Source organism: Vibrio sp. G-C-1, assembly GCF_021728015.1.
Classification (GTDB): Bacteria; Pseudomonadota; Gammaproteobacteria; order Enterobacterales; family Vibrionaceae; genus Vibrio; species Vibrio splendidus.
Genome location: NZ_JAKKCR010000015.1, coordinates 80,386 through 101,953, shown reverse-complemented (window position 1 = coordinate 101,953; position 21,568 = coordinate 80,386). Strand labels below are relative to the sequence as shown.

19 protein-coding genes are annotated in these 21,568 nt (G+C 44.6%); 7 read left to right on the top strand and 12 right to left on the bottom strand.

All coding sequences use genetic code 11. The annotated features are described in order from the left end of the window. Positions 1 to 24 precede the first annotated feature (24 nt). Entirely contained in the window at positions 25 to 411 is a 387-nt protein-coding gene (gene frdD, locus L3V36_RS19735) for a fumarate reductase subunit FrdD (protein ID WP_086027483.1), read from the top strand. A gap of 395 nt (positions 412 to 806) precedes the next feature. Here the strand turns inward: frdD and efp are convergent, their stop codons facing one another. Then, complete coding sequence (efp, locus tag L3V36_RS19730; protein ID WP_004733338.1) at positions 807 to 1,373, bottom strand: elongation factor P; 567 nt, start codon at positions 1,371 to 1,373, stop codon at positions 807 to 809. A gap of 33 nt (positions 1,374 to 1,406) precedes the next feature. Here efp and epmB point away from each other — a divergent pair, with 33 nt between their 5' ends. The 3 genes from epmB to L3V36_RS19715 all read left to right on the top strand — a co-directional run bounded on the left by epmB (position 1,407) and on the right by L3V36_RS19715 (position 3,555). Then, on the top strand, positions 1,407 to 2,429 hold the full coding sequence (gene epmB, locus L3V36_RS19725) for an EF-P beta-lysylation protein EpmB (protein ID WP_208775592.1): 1,023 nt from the start codon (positions 1,407 to 1,409) through the stop codon (positions 2,427 to 2,429). Positions 2,430 to 2,442: 13 nt separating this feature from the next. Beyond that, the gene (locus tag L3V36_RS19720) at positions 2,443 to 2,961 is read left to right on the top strand and encodes a prepilin-type N-terminal cleavage/methylation domain-containing protein (protein WP_102572174.1); all 519 of its coding nucleotides are present in this window, start codon (positions 2,443 to 2,445) and stop codon (positions 2,959 to 2,961) included. A gap of 105 nt (positions 2,962 to 3,066) precedes the next feature. Next, positions 3,067 to 3,555 carry an MgtC/SapB family protein gene (locus L3V36_RS19715; protein WP_004733333.1) on the top strand — a complete coding sequence of 163 codons (489 nt, stop codon included), beginning with the start codon at positions 3,067 to 3,069 and terminating at the stop codon, positions 3,553 to 3,555. 65 nt (positions 3,556 to 3,620) lie between these two features. Here L3V36_RS19715 and L3V36_RS19710 read toward each other — a convergent pair whose 3' ends face one another. The 6 genes from L3V36_RS19710 to L3V36_RS19685 all read right to left on the bottom strand — a co-directional run bounded on the left by L3V36_RS19710 (position 3,621) and on the right by L3V36_RS19685 (position 12,239). Next, a complete protein-coding gene (locus tag L3V36_RS19710) occupies positions 3,621 to 5,099 on the bottom strand; it encodes a diguanylate cyclase (RefSeq protein ID WP_017095430.1) in 1,479 nt (492 codons plus the stop codon). 240 nt (positions 5,100 to 5,339) lie between these two features. Further along, positions 5,340 to 5,897 (bottom strand): hypothetical protein, encoded by a 558-nt coding sequence (locus tag L3V36_RS19705; protein ID WP_017076345.1) that lies wholly within the window; start codon positions 5,895 to 5,897, stop codon positions 5,340 to 5,342. 715 nt (positions 5,898 to 6,612) lie between these two features. After that, complete coding sequence (locus L3V36_RS19700; protein WP_181258326.1) at positions 6,613 to 7,602, bottom strand: polysaccharide lyase family 7 protein; 990 nt, start codon at positions 7,600 to 7,602, stop codon at positions 6,613 to 6,615. 64 nt (positions 7,603 to 7,666) lie between these two features. Beyond that, positions 7,667 to 9,856: a heparinase II/III family protein gene (locus tag L3V36_RS19695; protein ID WP_102453415.1), complete on the bottom strand. Its 2,190-nt coding sequence runs from the start codon at positions 9,854 to 9,856 to the stop codon at positions 7,667 to 7,669. A 7-nt stretch (positions 9,857 to 9,863) separates the two neighbouring features. After that, complete coding sequence (locus tag L3V36_RS19690; RefSeq protein WP_102453416.1) at positions 9,864 to 10,412, bottom strand: acyltransferase; 549 nt, start codon at positions 10,410 to 10,412, stop codon at positions 9,864 to 9,866. A 39-nt stretch (positions 10,413 to 10,451) separates the two neighbouring features. After that, positions 10,452 to 12,239, bottom strand: coding sequence for a transporter (locus L3V36_RS19685; RefSeq protein WP_102453417.1), 1,788 nt, complete (start codon positions 12,237 to 12,239; stop codon positions 10,452 to 10,454). A gap of 178 nt (positions 12,240 to 12,417) precedes the next feature. Between L3V36_RS19685 and L3V36_RS19680 the strand changes: the two genes are divergently transcribed. Continuing rightward, a complete protein-coding gene (locus L3V36_RS19680) occupies positions 12,418 to 13,323 on the top strand; it encodes a LysR family transcriptional regulator (RefSeq protein ID WP_108091922.1) in 906 nt (301 codons plus the stop codon). Positions 13,324 to 13,930: 607 nt separating this feature from the next. Here the strand turns inward: L3V36_RS19680 and groL are convergent. Continuing rightward, positions 13,931 to 15,577 (bottom strand): chaperonin GroEL, encoded by a 1,647-nt coding sequence (groL, locus tag L3V36_RS19675; RefSeq protein WP_065606565.1) that lies wholly within the window; start codon positions 15,575 to 15,577, stop codon positions 13,931 to 13,933. A 51-nt stretch (positions 15,578 to 15,628) separates the two neighbouring features. After that, the gene (locus L3V36_RS19670; RefSeq protein ID WP_004733324.1) at positions 15,629 to 15,919 is read right to left on the bottom strand and encodes a co-chaperone GroES; all 291 of its coding nucleotides are present in this window, start codon (positions 15,917 to 15,919) and stop codon (positions 15,629 to 15,631) included. Between the two features lie 333 nt (positions 15,920 to 16,252). Here L3V36_RS19670 and L3V36_RS19665 point away from each other — a divergent pair, with 333 nt between their 5' ends. Together L3V36_RS19665 and L3V36_RS19660 are read left to right on the top strand one after the other, a co-directional pair. Further along, on the top strand, positions 16,253 to 17,596 hold the full coding sequence (locus L3V36_RS19665; RefSeq protein WP_102498352.1) for an MATE family efflux transporter: 1,344 nt from the start codon (positions 16,253 to 16,255) through the stop codon (positions 17,594 to 17,596). A 184-nt stretch (positions 17,597 to 17,780) separates the two neighbouring features. Continuing rightward, entirely contained in the window at positions 17,781 to 18,281 is a 501-nt protein-coding gene (locus tag L3V36_RS19660) for a methylated-DNA--[protein]-cysteine S-methyltransferase (RefSeq protein WP_208775590.1), read from the top strand. 114 nt (positions 18,282 to 18,395) lie between these two features. Here the strand turns inward: L3V36_RS19660 and L3V36_RS19655 are convergent, their stop codons facing one another. The 3 genes from L3V36_RS19655 to L3V36_RS19645 form a co-directional block, all read right to left on the bottom strand. Continuing rightward, the gene (locus L3V36_RS19655) at positions 18,396 to 18,878 is read right to left on the bottom strand and encodes a hypothetical protein (RefSeq protein WP_208775588.1); all 483 of its coding nucleotides are present in this window, start codon (positions 18,876 to 18,878) and stop codon (positions 18,396 to 18,398) included. Between the two features lie 459 nt (positions 18,879 to 19,337). Further along, positions 19,338 to 20,870 carry a 2,3-bisphosphoglycerate-independent phosphoglycerate mutase gene (gene gpmM / locus L3V36_RS19650; protein ID WP_061023849.1) on the bottom strand — a complete coding sequence of 511 codons (1,533 nt, stop codon included), beginning with the start codon at positions 20,868 to 20,870 and terminating at the stop codon, positions 19,338 to 19,340. A gap of 232 nt (positions 20,871 to 21,102) precedes the next feature. Continuing rightward, positions 21,103 to 21,507: a hypothetical protein gene (locus tag L3V36_RS19645; protein ID WP_208775586.1), complete on the bottom strand. Its 405-nt coding sequence runs from the start codon at positions 21,505 to 21,507 to the stop codon at positions 21,103 to 21,105. Between the last annotated feature and the right edge of the window lie 61 nt (positions 21,508 to 21,568).

The window sequence follows — 21,568 nt, the reverse complement described above, 5'->3', positions numbered from 1 at the left end:
TTCGTTATGAACACAAATTACAAAATGAAACCTGTTAACCACCTTAAGTCTGTTAACCAAAACCCGAAACGCTCTGATGAACCAATCTGGTGGGGCCTATTCGGCGCTGGCGGTACTTGGTTCGCGATGATCACACCAATCACGATTTTAGTGCTGGGTATCTTAGTCCCAATGGGCATTATCGATGCGGATGCAATGAGCTACGAGCGTGTTTCTGAGTTTGCCACCAGCATTATCGGTGCGTTATTCATCATCGGTACGCTAGCTCTGCCAATGTGGCACGCAATGCACCGTCTTCACCACGGCATGCACGACCTTAAGTTCCACGTCGGCGTTGCAGGTAAAGTGGGCTGCTACTTCGTTGCAGGCCTAATCAGCGCACTGTCTGTTATCTTCATCTTTATGATCTAACAGTTAAGAGCAGATGCGGGATTCGAGTAGTCGAGTATCGAAGAGCTTAAAAGCAGATGCGGGATTCGAGTAATCGAGATTCGAAGAGCTTAAGAGCAGAAAATAGAAAGCAGAGCTAGGTTATCCAGCTCTGCTTTTTTATTGTTTGTCGAATATCTCGCATCCCGTTTACTCGCATCTGCCCTTCTAGCTCTTCTCATCCCGCATCTCGTTTACTCGCACCTGCCCTTCCCGCTCTTCGTATCCCGCATCCCGTTTACTCGTATCTGCTCTTCCCGCTCTTCGTATCCCGCATCTCGTTTACGCGCATCTGTTCTTAAGGCACAAAAAAGGCCGCTCATAAGCGACCTTTTCTATTTCACTGAGCCACCCCAAATAAGGTGGACACAATCAAATTACTTCACACGACCAACGTATTCGCCAGTACGAGTATCAACTTTAACAACTTCACCGATAGCGATGAATAGAGGTACACGAACAACCGCGCCTGTTGCTAGAGTTGCAGGTTTACCACCCGTACCCTGTGTATCGCCTTTCAGGCCAGGATCAGTTTCAGTTACTGGGATCTCAACAAAGTTTGGCGGAGTAACAGTGATAGGGTTATCATTCCACAACGTTAGAGTACAAACGTCATTTTCAACTAACCATTTTGCTGAATCAGCGACTGCTTTTACGTCTGCTGCGATTTGCTCAAATGTTTCGTTGTTCATGAAGTGGTAGAATTCGCCATCGTTGTATAGGTAGCCTAATTCAACGTCAACAACATCTGCAAGCTCGAAGCTTTCGCCTGACTTGAATGTTTTCTCTAACACTTTGCCTGACAGCAGTTTACGAAGTTTTACACGGTTAAACGCTTGGCCTTTACCTGGCTTAACGTATTCATTGTCGATAATTGCGCAAGGCTCGTTATCTAACATGAATTTTAAACCGCCTTTGAATTCATTGGTGCTTACTGACGCCATGATTTTCTCTTCCACATCTTTGAGTTAATTTCAATGCCGCATATCATAACCCGAAAAGTCGAATCTGTTGAGCAAAACTGGCTCAAACAACTATCGAATGCGATCTCTGACCCGTCAAAACTGCTTGAGGCATTGGAAATAGACCCAACACCGTGGCAAGCAGGCTTCGCTGCTCGTGAATTATTTGCACTTAGGGTACCCCTTAGCTTTGTCGAACGAATGGAAAAAGGCAACCCACACGACCCTCTATTGCGTCAGGTGTTACCACTCAACGAAGAGTTCGAGGTTCATCAAGGCTATTCAGCCGATCCACTAGAAGAGCAAGAAAACGCGATCCCAGGGTTGCTGCACAAATATAAAAGTCGTGCACTGATGATCGTAAAAGGGGGCTGCGCCATAAACTGCCGCTACTGCTTCCGCCGTCACTTCCCTTATCAAGATAACAAGGGTTCTAAGTCTGTGTGGCAAACCAGCCTCGACTATGTAGCCGCTCATCTAGAGATCAACGAAGTTATCTTATCCGGTGGCGACCCTTTGATGGCCAAAGACAGCGAACTCGAATGGCTGATCAATACCATCGAACAGATTCCGCATGTGAAAACCGTTCGAATTCATAGCCGATTACCGGTTGTAATCCCAGCTCGAGTGACGGATGAACTGTGCCAACTGTTAGCTCAAACTCGCCTCAATGTGGTGATGGTGAGCCATATTAATCATGCCAACGAGATTAACTTAGAACTCAAGCAAGCCTTTCATAAGCTTAAGCAAAGTGGGGCCACTCTGCTCAATCAAGGCGTGATGCTAAAAGGTGTAAATAACAGTGCTAACTCATTGAAAGAATTAAGCGAAAAGCTATTCGACGCCGGTGTTTTACCTTATTATATGCATGTACTTGATAAGGTTCAGGGCGCCGCTCATTTCTATATTTCCGATGAAGAAGCCAAGCATCACTTTAAGGGATTAATCTCTGAGGTTTCTGGCTACCTCGTACCTAAGTTAACTCGTGAAATTGGCGGACGCAGCAGCAAGACGCCACTCGATCTACATATTGAATAAAGAAGTTGCCGAAATGAAGACGTATCCGAAAAACAAGCCATCCTCACACAGAGGTTTTACTATGATCGAATTGGTCATCGTAATTGTTATTTTAGGCATTATTTCAGTGACTGCGGCGTCGAAATTTCTCAATCTACAGAGTGATGCTCGTATTTCAGCCCTTCAAGGTTTGAGAGGCGGTATGCAAAGTGCTGCTGACATGGTTTACCCGATTGCAATTCAGCAAGGTTTAGAAAAGTTAAGCGCTGCTAAAATTACAATCGAAGGTGACAACATAGAACTTGCATATGGGTACCCAGCGGCAGACTCAGCAAATGCTTGGAGTCTGTTGATTGAAAGTACTTTCGCAGATTCCATATTTAATGCGAATGATCCTGCTGAATGGTATTTCCATAATACTTCTAAAGAAATACCATGGATTCGTTTCATGACCAAAAGTAAGAAGAAATCTTCGGAAGACTGCTTCTTACTTTACAACGAAGCAACCTCTTCTTCTGCGCCTAGCTTTGAATTAACGACAAACGGCTGCTAGATTTTAAGTCATCACTAGCAATCGTTAAGACAAAAATTTTTTGTTCGATCGTCCGGTCTATTATTAGCATACTCGGCTCTATTCTAAATTCTTAGGAGGGGTGATATGTCACAATTTATAGAACAAACTCTCAACCTTGCCCCCTTTAGCTGGGCAGGCCTCGCAGCATGCATGTTATGCGGTTCTTTAATCGGAATCGAAAGGCAAACACGCGGTAAACCCGTCGGAATCCGAACGTCGATTCTGATCATCAGTGGTACCTATTTCTTTCTCACCATGGCGATTAGCCTATCCCCCAACACGCTCGATCAAGCTCGTGTGCTTGGTCAGATCATTACGGGTGTTGGATTCCTTGGTGCAGGGGTCATGATGACGCTTGATGGCAAGATTCATGGCGTGACTTCAGCTGCGATTATTTGGGTACTCGCTGCATTAGGCATGATGATTGCCTTAGGCCATCTCTCTCAGTCTGTCATTATCACGCTAATGGCGCTGGTTATCCTACTTGGTGTCGACAAGGTGGAAAACAGCTTCCAGAGCCTACGCCGTGGTGTGCATCAGAAGTGGATGAGAAAAGGCCGCGTGAAGAAGTAACCTCAACCTGAAACAGACATTAAAAAGGCCTAGTCACACGACTAGGCCTTTGTGTATCCAACTAATTAATACACCTGAATACACACCTGGTTCTTACCAGCAGCCTTGGCCTTATAGAGCTGCTCGTCCGAAGAACGAATACTCTGGTTTTCCCACAAGTGCCCGACACTGTCGAACTTATACAGAGAGTAGAGCGTCGCTCCCCCAGAAACAGAAATATTCACCTTGTCACCCGTTGGGCATCGATAACTTTGCAGGCTAATATCGTTTTGAATTCGCTCAAAGATCGACGAAAGCAACTCAGAAGATTCACCCGTGATCGCGACAACAAACTCTTCACCACCAAACCGTGCCACGATATCTTGCTGCCTAACGCTGTTCAGCATCAACTGAGCAACATGGCAAATCACCTCGTCCCCCGTTTTGTGGCCATACTGATCATTAACCACTTTAAAATCATCGATATCAAACACGCCAACACCAATAATCGGCTGTTCATCCTGAGCCAGTAATCGAGCTTCAAAGCCACGTCGATTCAGTAAGCCCGTTAATGGATCGCGCATTGCTAGGTCATTCAAACGCTGGTGTTCTTGTCTTGTATAAAAACGCCATAGCCATAAAACCGAGAGCAAATACAAAACCAACAGTATCGAAAGCTGAATCTTCTCCATCGCCAATACATGCAGAAAGTGCTCGATCTTATCTTCTTCAATGCTCAGGTATAGCTGGGTGTTAATGTCATCAACATAGAGAGGCTTGGAATAAGTAAAGTCCATAAACCCGTACTTGTTTGCGCCTCGAGTACTGGTGACTTTATAACCATGGGTAGGGTTCGATACGAGGTTAGAGACATAGCCATCGACACCCAATACCCCTTTAAACTCGCCATTAACGTAGATCCCTTTGGTTAAGGTCACCACTTTCTTACCTGTTAAGTAATCATCGTATTGACCGGTATACACTACCTGATCTTGGCCTTGAGCTAAGCCAAAGCGAATCGTATTAATCCAATATGGTCGGCTATTTACGACAGAGTCGAACGTATCGCCTTTCATATATTGGGCAATATCTGAGGGAGAAGAGATAATAAACTTCTCTTTTGAAATAAAGTAGATCGCAGAGATGGTCTCTATGGTATTGGCAAAATAAGCCATGGTCGGCGCGATAAACAGGCGCTTCCCCGCCTCGGTATAAAGGTCCGATTTCGGGTCGCACATCTCGCGAGGGCCAGAGAACATAAAGTCAAAGCGAGGGGCATGCTGCTCTTCACTGGTGAAATAGCACGTTTCATCTTCGATCTTTTTCTCATGCGAGAATACGTAGGTGTCACCATGCAGTGGGTAGAGCGCAGTGATGTTGTACTCAAGTGCATTAATGATCTGTGTGAGCTCCGCTAAAGAGCGTGTCACGCCTTGGTTTTCGATTCCATACTGTTTATCTGATTCTTCCGCTGAATCAACGAGCAACAAGCTCAAAACTACTAAAAAACTGGCGGTTAGACTTAAAAAAGCCTTTTTAAAATCGACGGTATGGGGATTAATCAAAGCATATAAATCATCGTTGGGAATTTATCGCACATTGTACTTATAAGTAAAAATACTGCAATAGCAAATATAAAACAGAATGCTTATTGAGTCATTTGAGATATGTGCGTTAGGAATGGAATGGGAAGCAATGACGCCTAAGCTCAAGGGCTTAGGCGTTAATAGGTTTAAACATTGAAAGCTTTAAGCCTTACTAAAAAAAGCAACTCGCCAATAGGGAGTTGAAAGGCTCACTACAATTTACTTAGCAAAGTTTACAATCGGGAAGCACGGGAAGAAACCGTTATCAGCACAGTTGATCAAGCCAATTTGCACGCCTTCAATCTTCGTTGTTTTGTTGAAGATACCAACCTGAACCGTCGACACTTCTGAAAGGTTCGCCGCACCAACATCAACCAAAGTGTCGCCTTCAGAATAGTTAACAAAACTCACGTTCGCGCCTTTCACATCATTAGTGATGTTCACAGCACCTAGGTTAAGACCCGTTGTTTTTCCTGGGTTCCAGTTGAATATACCCAAAGAAGCACCTGTCATTTCTTGGTTTACTTTGTGCGCGCCAAAAATACCCAGGTTCACACCCGTCGTGGTTTGTGTTTCTGACATACCAATAATAGCAAGGTCGACACCTTTAACGTCATTCACTTGCCCATGAAGCAACGCAACACGTACACCGCCAACCGCATCTGAATCCGGAGCATTGAAGCCGTTGATCGTTGAAAACATAACAGGCGAAGAAGCAAATGCCGCCGGTGCCATTACTGCTGCAGACACAGCAAGTACTGAAAGTAATTTTTTCATTGGGGAGTCTCCACTGACTTATTGTTGACTTGATTAATCCATTTTCAATCAAGCATTTATTATCCTTTATTCAACAGCTATCCATGTTAGACCAATGTCATAACTGTACTGTTGAATATAAGACGCTAAATCATAAAGAGCAATATAAAGAAAGGGATACGGTGAGAGGTAAGAGTAGCGATCTAGGCCCATGTTTCTATTTGAAGGTTGTAAAGATTCCCTATCACGCTCGTGCCTCGCTGTAGGGAATGACGAAACACAAAATAACTTAAACAGTAACAACTGTCATTCCTGAACTGAGGAACGAAGTATCTGGAATCTCAGTTTAACAACGAATCCAATTATAACGAGCAAAACAAAACGGAGACCGAGGTCTCCGTTTTCTAAAGCTTATGTATGGCTTTCTCTGTTACGAGAAAGGGGGATGATTACATCATGCCGCCCATAACAACCTAAGCTATTACTTTGAACGGAAATTAAAACAAAGCATGACAACAACACCCTTCATTGTACCCTCACCTATCATCAAATGATTGAATCATCGGCAATATATAGCTTTATGGTTACACTTAGAAGAATGTCACAATATCAATCTCTTTTATACTATCAGAAACGGAGTACCATATATCACTAGGTAATTTCGGAAGGTTAAGTTCTCCTAAAAAACAGTTAAACACCTTTAATGCAGCATTCATGTCTTTGTCAAATTAAAAATCTAGTGTTTAATATCGAGTCGGTAGAAACTAACCTGAGTATAATCTCCAGCCTCAATACCTTCGTTTTTACAACGAACAACACCCGTACTACATTGATTATATGCACCGGCTTTAAAGAAGAACCATTCATTTTTATATCCAGCATCGTACTTATTACCAAGGTAGTGCCCCTTCGCTAAGTCAATCGCAAAAGAACGAGTGATTGGCATTTTGCTCTCCAAGTTTTTCGTGAACTCGAGATACATAACATCACCATCAACTTGGATCTCGTAGGAAAATTTCTCCCCGAGTTTGATACCGTCAGTGGGTTCTGGCTCACCAAATCTAATTTTAGCCTTGCCAAAAACGTTGTGAGAAATATCCAAACGACGATGGTAATCATCGCCTAATGCGTTATTTTCATAATTCCAAAATACCGAACCATACTCTTGATCAGGCAACTTACGGTAGAAAATTTTAAGAGGTTCATTCGTCCCTGCATGAATCTGTCCAATAACAACAGAGAAAGAGTCATTATGACGATGGTCACCACTTTGGCTTACATGGTCGACAGCAAGAGTCGCATTCATTTTTCCACCAATGGCACCAAACTCATCAGCATCAGGATGTGATGCAAGGACAAAATTGTTCGCAGGTTCATAAGGACCAATCGATGCATTATCTGAGATTAAAGCATGAAGCTCAGAGCGAGCATTACTCGAATTCGGTGTCGTCATCGCTTTATTCGGAGCCGCAAACACCATTGCGCCACTTTCTTTGTCGGTATAAAACCACGGTGCATGTTGGTAGCCTTCATTCAACTCAGCTTTGGAGATTTCCATCACTTTACCTTTACGCTCAGGTTTTGTGTCTTCCATCGGAATTACTATTTTCCATTTGGACAAATCAAAATTTTCAGACGGTGCTTTGCTTGGATCAAGTTGCGCCATCGCATGAGAAGAGATAGCCGAAATGGTCAACGCCAGTAGGGTTTTAGAAGTAATATTCATTGTTGTTTCTCTTTATTGTTATGTTGAAAACCCACCGCGATAGCATTGCAGCGGGTTTGGTGTATCACTGCGGTTGAAGAAGACACTCTTTGACTCCGAGATGAAGAAGCACACCGTCCCAATCGATAACTGCCCCCTCTTCATTTAGATGACAGCTCAAGTTCACCTCCTTTACACAACTCATCAGTACACGGTGGTTAAAACGTGCTGGTAACTGCCACTCTAGATGGTTGATTTGCTTCTGAGCATCCGATTCAACGTCACCATAAAAGTCACTAGCATCATTGATTTCTGGAACGAACCTTGGGCTCCCCATATCTTCTCCAATAAGCTGAAGGCAGTACTCAAGATTGCCTTGAAGAAGTCGAACCTTATCAGCTCCAAGCTTGACGTCACTCGGAGTGTGCAAACGCCATTGGAGCTCTCTCGCTTCAGTTAGCTCGATGTCGTCAAAAATCACCACACCTTTATCTGCTACTTGAACAAGCGTTCGCCAATAATGTTTGCAGCCCACGTAAGCCTCGGTTAAATCAAGAACAACGTAGTTGAAATCCGCGTCGTTTTTCTGTTTGATCAATTGAGCAACACCTGAAGGACAATCCAACTTTTGCCCCATTCCAGCAATCAAAGGCAAGTTGTGCGCTTGAGTGGTTCGAGTCCACAAGCTGTGATGTTGGCTACCAAATCGATAACCATAACTGCCACTTGGGGTTAAGATATTTTGGCCCTGATCAACGAAAGCAAAGTTACCTTGGTCGGCATGACGGTGTGAGCTGTTGCCAAATTGACTCGCGCGGTAATACAGAGCCATCTTGTTTTTCGACAGCTTGCCCAGGCCAGCGTATGAGTAATAAATATGCGCTAAGTCATTTGAATACTCGTCGACGCCATCCGTCACCTCACGATGGCTCAACTGCGGTATGGTTGGCACAACATCTAATAGATGCAATTTGTAAGACTGGACTTCATCTTCTAGCACTTTATCCAAACTACGGGCGGCCTGATCACCGTAGCGTTGTGCGTAAATACGTAGTGGATTTTGAGCGAAGAACCCGGGCCACTCTTTGCCTTCTCGTTGACACCAAAAGCCGTCACCAAACGGGTGAATACGTTCTTGAGTCGCCACAAAGTCCATTGCAAATTTGACATAGTTTTTGTAAAACGGATGATTATAGAAAGAGAATCCACTCAAACGCTCCACAGCCAAAAAGAACGGATGATGCCACTTGGTATAAGACGACGAATAAAAAGGCCCTTCAACCCAACTTCCATCTTCGCCTCCATAAAATGGCAAAACACCTCGATAAATCGTCAATGCGTAGTCCAACCAACGTTCACACGTGGTGATATCAAACTCTTTATGCAAAGTAAGGGCGGCAATACCTAAGTAAGCTGGAAGCCTTGATGTATGAGAATGCCCCGGAAACTGCTTAAACTGGTCTTGTTCTAGCCTTTCTTCCATTTGAAACGCTAAGCGAACCAATAATGGACGAACAAAATCACGTTCTTCCTCTGTCAATAAAGGCGACAGCCAGTGGTAAGCGAGATATAAGTTCCTTGCTAAAGACAAACCGACCTCATCTCCCCAAGTACATGGGCGAAGCAAAGAAGCGGGTCCCTCTGGGCTCCACTCAGCAAGGCGCAATAACACCTGACAAGCTTGATGACCAGCAGTATCGTCACCCCAAACTCGATAGAGTAACGTTAAGGCAATCAAATCACGGTCAATCCAGTTACGCACATTTGCAATGGCTGTACGCTTCCCTTCTTCCTGCCCTCTGCGATAGTGATTAGGGTATTGGATCGCTTCAATATCAATGCATTCAACACTTGCAGAAAATTTCGCTCGAAACTCTGAAACCGACTTTTGTATAGTTGGGATATCAATGTCGAAATACAGTAAGAACTGATCATGCTCTTCACATAAAGCAAACAGCTCTTTCGCCGATGGGGCTAAATATCCCTCTGTCTCCGCATCAATAGAGAACTCGTGCCAAAGAGATAATCCCCCACTTTGTTCACATCTTACTCGCCAACGGTAGTTGCCCTGTTCAAGGGAAAAGTCCAGCTGCATAGGAGACTGAATACGCTCCCAATGCCATGATTTTTTATGGTCTACAGCCTCTAACTCAAGACAATACAACGCCTCATAACGCTCATGAGGCCAGTTAAAACTGGGTGGATTTACCACGACAGTATGCTTTGTTGGTGAAGTGAATAACTGAAAGTCATGTTTTCTTGTTAGGGTTAACATGGATTAATTACTCCTTATTAAACCAGTGATATTGGCCTGACTCAGGGTCAATCCGACCAATTTGTTTAGCTGGTGTGCCAGCGACTATCGCATAAGGGAGAACATCTGATGTAACCACGGAATTGGCACAGATAAGCGCGCACTCACCGACCGTCGTTCCTGGTGTAATAACGACACCAGAGGTAAGCCAGACGCCTCTTTGAATGACAACGCTCCCCTTCTCCCAACAACTTCGTCCACTAAAACAATTCGTCATTGGGTCAAACACATGGTTACCCGCAACAATAGAAACGTGAGGACCAATCGCGACATCTTCACCAATGACGACATCACCGTTGATGTAGCTGTACAAACCAACATAGCTACGTGGACCTAATTGATTGTCTCCAATGCGAACGATGGCACCCGGCGCAATACGCACGTTTTCATTCGTGAAACCAAGAATTTGAGCTCGTGCTTCATCGTCCTGTTTGTTGTTGCTTTGAGTGGTATATAAGGTGAATTTGCGAAACTCTTCATCGGAGAGTTCGCCACCAAACTTTTCTTGTACTGACATAGTGAGATCCTTGGGCTGAACGAATTCAGCCCATTTTGATTAAACATTATTTGTTATAGATATGGACTTTATTGAGCGGCTGGCTCTTTTTGAAGCAAGTAGAAGTAGACCACCAATACCACCGATGATCAGAGCAACAATCATAAACAACATGCGCCCCCACATTGGATTCGGAATAAGAACCAACATAGAGAGGAACACCGCGGCAACCAGCAGCATTTTTCCAAGCATATCGCGCTGTTTGTTGTCCATTGCGATGCTCGTAGCGTTGTCTTCCACCACGACTTCAGTATCAACATTGCTAAAGAAACGATTAACTTCAACTTCTCGCTCAGGAGTGTGCCCTTTATAGAAGAACTGGGAGAGAACAAAGAACGGCAAAGTAATTGACATATGGCCAACCACGCCAAGCGTCACTGATTTCATTTCCGCAAACTCACGAGCAGATAACGGTTGGTCAATCCCAAGAATGCCTTGCATCACCTCTGGAGTGATGAAAAACGCAATAATAGATGACACCACCATACCGACTAAGATAGTGCCCCATCCGGCCCAATCTGGTGTTTTTCTGATGAAGAAACACATAATAGATGGAATAAGGACTGGGAACCCAACCAAGGTGCCAACAAGCATCATGAGGTCAAAAAGACCAAACTGCTTCAAAGAAGTGAGGAACAGGGCAGAAATGATAATGATGATTCCGAATGCAGCGGTAAGCACTCGGCTCGCACTCATTAATTTAGCTTCTGTTGCCTCTTTACAGAAATAAGGTTCGTACACGCTTTTTAAGATGATCCCTGCGTTACGGTTTAGTGCAGAGTCCATTGATGACATTGTCGCGGCGAACATGGCTGCCAACATCAACCCAACCATACCAACTGGCATCTCGTTCTTAACGAACATGTAGTAAGTTGCGTCTGCGACTTTGCTGCCTAAACCTTCAAGTCCCCAAGTGCTGGTATCAGGATAATTTCCTGCGACAAACCAAGCAGGTAGGAACCACATCAAAGGGCCAATGATCATCAAACCACATGCTAACAGCGCTGCTTTCCGAGCATTCTTCGTGTCTTTTGATGCAATAAATCGATAAGAGTCCACCATGTTGTTGGTACTGAAAAACTGCTTAACAAAAATACAGATAAACCAACCAACAAATAGGTATGAATAACTGTAGCCATCGCCGATGAGTTGTTGTGTCGGTAAGCCCACTTCAAGTAAGTTACCAACACCACCTGATTTCCAGATAGCAACCATCGCAGCAATAAAGGTCATGACGGTGATGATTATCATCTGCATAAAGTCAGAAGCGATAACCGCCCAACTGCCACCAACCAAAGAAATAAATAGAACAACCAGCCCCGCACCTACGATGGTCTGTTCTAAAGGGACGCCAATTACGGCACTAGTGAAAACGGCTAAACCATTCAGCCAAATCGCAGCTTGCAGCACACTTAGGGGAACGTTAGCCCATGTAAAGACTTGCTCATTGACACGCCCAAGACGTAAACGTACACCTTGGATCGGGCTGATCACGCGCATTTGGCGGGCTTTCGCCGCAAAGAAAAGGTAGTTGACAAAATATCCAAGAGCGTTAGCGAAAAAAACAATCGCAACTGACATACCACTGGTCAGTGCTTTACCCATCAGACCTGTGAATGTCATGGCACTCAGCGCCATCATGAAGGCACTAGAACCGACCATCCACCAAAGCATCTTACCACCACCACGAAAGTACTCGCTCGTGTTCGCTGCGGCTGAACGAAACACCCAACCCAACCCGATAAGGAAGGCGAAGTACCCTAAAACTATGATTACATCGATGTCCATTTTTTGTTTCCTGTTTTGTAGGGAGTTAGTAAGCACATCTCATGCAGTTCGACACGCTCTAATCGACATGTTTTAGAAACAACTGAGACTTACACCATAAACAAAACTAAACGGACTTAAACAAAGTTGGAAATAGCATTAATGTATAACAATAATACAAACAAAAAATAGGCACTCAATGGATCTGAAAACACTCACTACTTTTGTCACAGTTGCGCGTTTGAAGAACTTCACAGCAGCCGCTAGAGAACTTCACACGGTACAGCCGACCGTGTCTCGTCATATTTCTGATCTAGAAAATGAACTGCAAACAAAGCTGTTTGATCGCACGACCCATCAGGTGGATCTGACCCCATCAGGGGAACGATTACTGCCAGAAGCCCTACACATCATCGAGAATGATCAACGAGTAAAGTCCGTAATCAAGCAAATAGATACTGATGAACATCAAGAAATTAAAGTCGGATATCTTGCTACGGCGTGCACTTTTTTCCTTCCGGAACTGATTAACCGATTTCGCGCTAGGTACACCAATGCCCAATTGCGTCTGTATGAAATGACACCTGCTGAGCAAATTGAGGCCATGGTCGACAATAAAGTTGATATCGTTTTCAGTCGTGAAAGCCATCATTTAGACGAAAGTTATTTTTCTTCTTATCTTGTCTACGAAGACAGTTTGACTGCACTCCTACCCCAAAATCATTCTCTCGCGGCTAAAAAATGCATCGACATTGAAGATCTCCAAAATGAAAGCCTTCATCTATTTCATCGCAATGAATGGTTAGGTGTTTATGAGAGAATCATTCGGGTTTGCAGGGAAAACGGTTTTGCGCCCAATGTCGTTGGAAACCCAATGAATATGCGTCACTTGGTTACGACCATCTCTTCAGGGTTAGGTATCTCCATCGCCCCTCGGTGCATTAAATTTATCGCCGATGACAGTTGCGTGTGCAGGCCAATCAACCAAATCGACATTCAATTACCTTTAACGGCCTATTTCCGTAAATACAACAAAAGCCGTATCGTCGATGAATTTATTTCGCACACTATTGCTGAGAGTACCAAAATTCAAACAATGCTTTAAAATAAAAACGAGGTTCATTGCAGGTTTACAAGAATGATAAAAGGGACAACTCGCGTCCCGAACGTCAGATTCGACCAATGAGATAATCAACGTTGTAGAAGCAAACCAGAAATTTATCAACGAAGTGACCACCATGATGGCTGAAATGTCGTCAATTACGAAAGAAGGCTATGCCAAAATCACCGAAGCCTCGATCGTTATGGTGAGATCCATAACGGTGCAGAGAATATTTCGAGCACGGTAATGAATCTTTCTAATATTCAACAGTAATCAAAAAAATTAGCGATAGATACATTCACGATGTGATAAGCCCGCAAGCAGGTTGCTCCGTGTTAACTCAACGTAAGATAGACACCATTTAATCGGCTGTTCGGTTAATGACAGAGCTTAAGTCTAAACCTTGAATGACCATAAATTTTGGAACTGAAACCTTGTTATTAAAGGCAACGAAAGGATCCGAACCGTGGTTGATATATCGAATAGAGTTGTGAAGTTTTGTTGGATGTCTTATTTGTTGAATGTCTTAGGCAGTAAAAACTAAAAAAGCCCCGTAAACACTAAGTTTACGGGGCTTTTCAGACTTTATAGGGTTAAGTCAGGGGGATGATTACATCATGCCGCCCATGCCACCCATACCGCCCATGCCACCCATATCAGGCATTGCAGGGCCAGAGTCTTGTGGCTTATCAGTGATCATCGCTTCTGTTGTGATCATAAGACCAGCAACTGATGCTGCGAACTGAAGTGCGCTGCGAGTTACCTTAGTTGGATCTAGGATACCCATAGCAATCATGTCGCCGTATTCGCCAGTAGCTGCGTTGTAACCGTAGTTACCTTCGCCAGCGCGAACGTTGTTAGCAACAACAGATTCTTCATCACCAGCATTCGTCGTGATTTGACGGATAGGCGCTTCCATTGCACGTAGTGCAACGCGGATACCTACGTTTTGCTCTTCGTTGTCGCCTTCAAGGCCAGCAACTTTAGACGCAGCGCGGATAAGTGCAACACCACCACCAGCAACCACACCTTCTTCAACTGCAGCGCGAGTTGCGTGAAGTGCATCTTCTACGCGGTCTTTCTTCTCTTTCATCTCAACTTCAGTTGCTGCGCCAACTTTGATTACTGCAACACCGCCAGCTAGCTTAGCTACGCGCTCTTGAAGTTTCTCTTTGTCGTAGTCAGACGTTGCATCTTCGATTTGTTGACGAATTTGAGAAACACGACCTTTGATCATCACTTCATCACCCGCACCATCGATGATGGTTGAGTTTTCTTTAGTGATCGTAATGCGCTTAGCTTGACCTAGGTCTTCTAGCGTTACTTTCTCAAGGTCTAGGCCGATCTCTTCAGAGATAACCGTGCCGCCCGTTAGGATAGCGATGTCTTGCAGCATAGATTTACGACGGTCGCCGAAACCAGGTGCTTTAACTGCAGCCACTTTCACGATGCCACGCATGTTGTTCACAACAAGAGTTGCTAGCGCTTCGCCTTCTACATCTTCAGCGATGATAAGAAGTGGACGAGATGCCTTAGCAACTGCTTCTAGAGTCGGAAGAAGTTCACGGATGTTCGAAACTTTCTTGTCGATTAGAAGAATGAACGGGCTATCTAGATCAACAGAACCGGCTTCTTGGTTGTTGATGAAGTAAGGAGATAGGTAACCGCGGTCGAACTGCATACCTTCAACTACGTCTAGCTCGTCTTGTAGAGCCTGACCTTCTTCAACCGTGATAACGCCATCACGACCTACTTTTTCCATCGCTTCAGCAATGATGTTACCTACTGTCGAATCAGAGTTCGCAGAGATAGTACCGACTTGCGCGATCGCTTTCGTGTCTGAACAAGGAACAGAAAGGTTCTTCAGCTCTTCAACAGCTGCGATAACCGCCTTGTCGATGCCGCGCTTAAGATCCATTGGGTTCATGCCAGCAGCAACGGCTTTTAGGCCTTCAGCAATAATCGACTGAGCCAATACTGTTGCTGTTGTTGTTCCGTCGCCCGCCGCGTCATTCGCTTGCGAAGCCACTTCTTTAACCATTTGTGCGCCCATGTTTTGGAACTTGTCTTCAAGTTCGATTTCACGTGCAACTGAAACACCATCTTTAGTGATCGTTGGTGCGCCAAATGATTTGTCTAGAACAACGTTACGGCCTTTAGGACCTAGCGTTACTTTTACTGCGTCAGCCAGAACGTTTACACCTTCTAGCATTTTAATACGTGCGTCGTTACCAAATTTAACGTCTTTAGCAGCCATCTTAATTTCCTTTAAAATTCTTTATTAAATCAGTTCAATGTGTGGCGCGGATTACTCAACGATCGCCATGATGTCGTTTTCAGACATGATCAGAACTTCTTTGCCGTCGATCTTTTCAGTTTTAGTGCCGTAGCCTTCAGAAAAGATAACAGTATCGCCAACTTTAACGTCCAATGGTTGTACTGAACCATTTTCTAAAATGCGGCCTTTGCCAACAGCTAGAATAGTACCGCGCGTTGATTTTTCAGCGGCAGAACCAGTTAGAACGATGCCACCAGCAGATTTAGATTCAACTTCTTGGCGCTCAACGATAACTCGGTCGTGTAGAGGACGGATATTCATCGGTCGGATCTCCTGATAATTTCCATTTAATTTGATAGTTGCCACGATTGGCATGGGGTTACCCAATATGTTGGGGCGATGTGGAAGAACCCAAGGGGGAAAAGATAAAAATTGTGATCTAAGGGGCAGATAAGAATAGGTAAGAGCAGATGCGAGTAAACTAGTAGCGAAGAGCGGAAGACAAGAGAATCGCCTTCTTTGTTTTCGCCTTTCGCCTTTCGCATCCCGAATCTCGTTTACTCGTATCAGCTCTTTCACATCCCGCATCTGCTTTTCTTCCCTTCCCGCCCGCATCTGTTTATCCTACGCTTTTGGTTTCTATCGGCGTTTTGCATGCAAGATAAGCACGGGCTATTAACCGCCCCAATTGAGAGTACATTGCGTACCATGACCATACCGACCATATTCGGTATGGTGGCGATCTTGATGTTTAACCTCGTCGATACTTTCTTTATCTCATTACTGGGTACACAAGCCCTTGCTGCGGTGAGCTTTACCTTCCCAATCACCTTTGCGATTAACTGCATCACCATGGGGATCGGCATCGGCCTTTCGACATGTATTGGGCGCTTACTCGGTCAAGGCTGCGCGCAAAACGCAGCAAGGTTTACCTGTCATGGATTATTACTCGCGCTGCTTCTGGTCTGTTGCGCTTCCGCTGTTGGCATTATCTCACTCGAACCTTTATTTACCTTGTTGGGTGCCGAAGCGGAGTTACTGCCTCTGATTTCTGAGTACATGCTGATCTGGTATGTCACCATTCCCCTATTAGTGATCCCAATGGCAGGCAACAGTGCCATTCGTGCCAGTGGCGATACCAAAACGCCCGCTAAAATTATGATGCTGGCAGGATTAATCAACGGCGTTCTCGACCCTTTGCTCATTTTTGGATACGGCCCCTTCCCTGAATTAGGGATTCAAGGTGCTGCGATTGCCAGTGGCTTCAGTTGGTTTGGTGCTCTGTGCTGCTCGCTGTACATCTTGATTAAACGAGAGAAGCTTCTGGCTTTACCGAATATCAAAAGCATCCTTAGCGATTGGCATCAAATACTCACCATCGGCACGCCTGCTGCGCTGTCGAACGCGCTCAATCCATTAGCAGGTGCCATCATAATGATGATGTTGGCCAAACAGGGAACCGAAGCCGTTGCTGCTTATGGTGCTGCCCAGCGTATTGAATCCATTCTTATCATTGTGTTGATGTCCCTGACCTCTGCCCTTACGCCTTTCATGGCGCAGAACTTTGGCGCAAACAACCCTCAACGCAGCTTTAAGGCACTGTTTCTGAGTATGCGTTTTGCTGTGATGTTCCAAGGTTTGATTTTCTTAATGATGGTGCCACTGAGCATTCCTTTGGCCGCCCTGTTCTCTCAAGAAGAATCCGTACGAGGCATTTTGTGGCATTACTTGTTGGTCGTCCCCTTTAGCTATGGATTCCAAGGTATTGTGATGATGCTGATCAGCGGCATGAATGCCATGCATCAACCACTCAAAGCCTTTCAATGGAGCTTCATGCGTTTGTTTGTATTTACCTTGCCCTTTGCTTGGATCGGCAGCCAAATCGATGGTGTCGAAGGGTTGTTTATTGGTTTAGCCTTGGGGAACATCATGGGTGGTATTTCAGGGTATTGCTTTGCACTTCGTGTTAGAGCTAAAGCAGATGCGGGATTCGAGTAACCGAGATGCGAAAAGATGTAAGAGCAGATGCGAGATTCGGGTAACCGAGATGCGAAAAGATATAAGAGCAGATGCGAGATTCGGGTAACCGAGATGCGAAAAGATGTAAGAGCAGATGAGAGATTCGAGTAACCGAGATACGAAGAGCTTGAGAGCAGAAAGAGACTAGAAGAAGGAAGATGACATGGAAGACACCATTTACAAAATGTTCTATGACGCACCAATTGGCAAGATGATCATTGTGAGTAATGGTGTGTCGCTTATTGAAATTGACCATGTAAATCATGAAGAGCCAATGACTAGCAATCCAGATGAGCTTTGCCAACTGGCGACGAAACAGTTAGATGAATACTTCGCAGGCAAACGTACAAGCTTTGATTTGCCACTGCAGCCAAAAGGGACTGACTTTCAACTTAAAGCTTGGACAGCTTTAACAACGATTCCTTATGGCGAAACCATCAGTTACGGTGAGCAAGCAAGAAGAATGGACAACCCAAAAGCCGTAAGAGCAGTGGGTGGCGCAAATGGCAAGAATCCATTTAGTATTGTTGTTCCCTGCCATAGGGTCATCGGCGCGAATGGAACATTAACCGGCTACACCGGCGGCATGAACCGCAAAGAATGGTTGTTGAGCTTTGAGTTAAAAATGGTAAACAGCGAGCGAAAAATGATAAACAACAAGTAACAGCAGACAACGAACTAAAAATCTTAAAAAAACAGATAGCCGAATAAACCAAGATACGTGTTTAAATGCTCTTAAAATCTTCGCGACAGCTCTTTAAATCTTCGCGACAGCCCTTTAAATCTTCGCAACAGCCATAGCGAAACGTTGTTTTTTCGCCACCCATAACCCACCAACGATAAGAACAAAAAACAAAATATGCAGCCATAACTTTGGCCCGACATCGGTGTTCAGTGCAGATAACGAACTGATAGACGGAAACTGTTTTGTCGTCACAAGTTTCACCACCCATTCATTGGCTGGCGTTGCAATAAGCGTGGTTATCCAACCCAATACGGCGATTTGGATGAGGTTAACGGAAAACGATGAATTGAAGATAAAAATAAGATTCGAAAGAAAGGCATAACACAATGAAACGCCAACATGCACAACCCACGACAACACCAGTGCACTCGTTGGATCATAACCACCTAACGTCACGTACGCAGCAGCGTGTCGAGATGTCAATGTCGACATACCAAACAAAGGCTGAATCAAGATAAAGGCAATACTAGCCATCACCCCGACAAAAAATGTCATGATAAGCGTCTTTTTATTCATATTTTTAACTTCCATTAGAGAAATAGAACAACTTGAATAGAAAAACACTCCAAGTGTTTATCGTATTTATCTTCATCAAATCAGACCTTGAACGACCGTTCAAGAGTTGGAAATTTAGCACTAACAAAATAGATGTGCAAGGTTTTGTTTATTTGATAAACAATGAGGAAATGAATCCATTTCGCTTCGATGCTCATGCTTAGAATCAGGCTCAAACTCATCAAGAGCGGATGTCGGCCATATTGGCTATAAAATAGAAGCAGGATGGAAGATAGGTAGACAGGTAAACAGATAGAAACTGGTTTTACTGGCTTTACTAGCTTGACATTGAGTCCAGAAAAATCAAAAAAAACGGCCACACTCGCGTGCAGCCGTTCTCGTATTCGATGAAAAGTAAGTCGCTATTTATCTAAAAAACATCTGCTTAACTTAAACAGTCACTGCTTATCTTAAACAGTACTACTTAACTAAAATATCACCTGACATTTCTGCTGGGATATCAACACCAGACAGAGAAAGCATCGTTGGTGCTAGGTCAGACAGCTTACCGCCTTCTTTGAACTCAACGTCTTTGCTGCCCACATAGATAAGTGGAACTGGTAGGTTAGTGTGCGCCGTGTGGATGCCGCCCGTTTCTGGGTTTACCATCATTTCCGCGTTACCGTGGTCAGCAGTGATAAGCAGTTGGCCATCGGCTTCTTTGATTGCTTCAACCACTTTGCCCAGACATTCGTCTAACGACTCTACGGCTTTAACCGCTGCATCGTAAACGCCAGTGTGGCCAACCATGTCACAGTTAGGGAAGTTACAAACGATAGCGTCGTATTTGCCGCCTTTGATTGCTGCAACAAGCTTTTCAGTCAGCTCTGGCGCGCTCATTTCTGGTTGTAGGTCGTACGTTGCTACTTTTGGAGAAGCAACAAGCTGACGCTCTTCGCCTTCAAACTCGTCTTCTTTACCGCCGTTGAAGAAGAACGTCACGTGCGCGTATTTCTCTGTTTCAGAGATACGTAGCTGCGTTTTGCCTTCTTTCGATAGCCATTCACCGTAGGTGTTCTCTAGAGAAGCCGGTGGGAATGCACATAGAAGCGGGATGTCGGCTGCGTATTGAGTCAGCATCACGAAATCGATCGCTGGGAATACATTACGCTCAAAACCGTCGAAGTTAGGCACGAACGCACGTGTAATTTCACGAGCACGGTCAGCACGGTAGTTCATGAAGATAACCGCATCACCATCAACGATAGCTGCTGATTCTTCGCCTTCCGCTTTGATTTCAGTCGCTTTCACAAACTCATCGTTTTCATCACGAGCGTAAGCTGCTTCTAGGCCAGCAACCGCTGTATCAAACGTGAATTCACCTTTCGCTTCGGTAAGCAGGTCGTAAGACTCTTGAACGCGATCCCAGTTGTTATCACGGTCCATTGCGTAGTAGCGACCAATAAGCGAAGCCACACGGCCTTTGCCCAGTTTAGCGAACAACTCTTGGAAGCGAGCTAATGTATTTTCTGCGCTACGTGGCGGTGTATCACGACCGTCGAGGAAAGCGTGTAGGTAGATTTTCTCTGCGCCACGCTCTGCTGCCATTTCAACCGCTGCGTAGATGTGATCTTCATGAGAGTGAACGCCACCTGGAGACATAAGGCCCATGATGTGCACGGCTTTGTCTGCTTTAACCGCTTTATCAACAGCATTCACTAGCGCTTCAGTTTGAGCGAACTCGCCGTCTGCGATTGATTTAGTAATGCGCGTTAAATCTTGGTATACCACGCGACCCGCACCAATGTTGGTGTGACCCACTTCTGAGTTACCCATTTGGCCATCAGGTAGGCCTACATCTAAGCCAGAAGCCGAGATTAGCGTGTTAGGTTGGTTAGCAATAAGACCGTCTAATACAGGCGTATTAGCGTTCGCGATAGCGTTGTCTTGGTTGTCTTCACGGTAACCGTAACCGTCAAGGATCACTAGAGCCATTGGCTTCTTAGCTGACATAGGACTGACCTCGTTCAATTCAAAATAAATCGGTATAAAAACAAATTAGCGTAATTTTACTACAGTTTACAGTCAAAACTGTAGTGGAAGATCAAGAAAGGGCGCAGGTAGGCGGATCGGATGTGAAAAAAAATGTCATTTGATGAACAACTTTTCGTAGATATTATCTGCCTACTGTTCACTGCTTCCTTGAAAATAAAGTTCCACTCATCAGCGTGACACACAACGCACGTTAGGCCGTGCGATGTTTTTTGTACACCAAAGACACCCCATACGCGAGCCCTAACCCCGTGAGGTTAGCAAGCCAATCGTAAAAAGACGCATGGCGCTCTACTTGGGTGCCTTGCAATAACTCAATGCCTCCGCTCATGACCCAAAAACCGGTTAACGTCATCACAAAATAACGCTGAGGAAGCGCAACGAAAGTCGTAAGCCCTAATACAAAATACGCAAACGCATGTTTGATTTTATCAGCGCCCTCAAAGCTCATCACTGTGGCGGAGTAATTCGGCGTAAGCGATAAATAAAAAATACCGACCAACACACACAATAAAGCCAACTTGGTGATTAACGATGTCATACGTGGAGAAAGCCATCTAGAGGGACGCAAGACGACCGATGTGTCATTCATTGACATAAATATTTCTACTGGTTAATTGGTTAGTGATTAATTGGTTAGTTGGTAAGTTGGTAAGTTG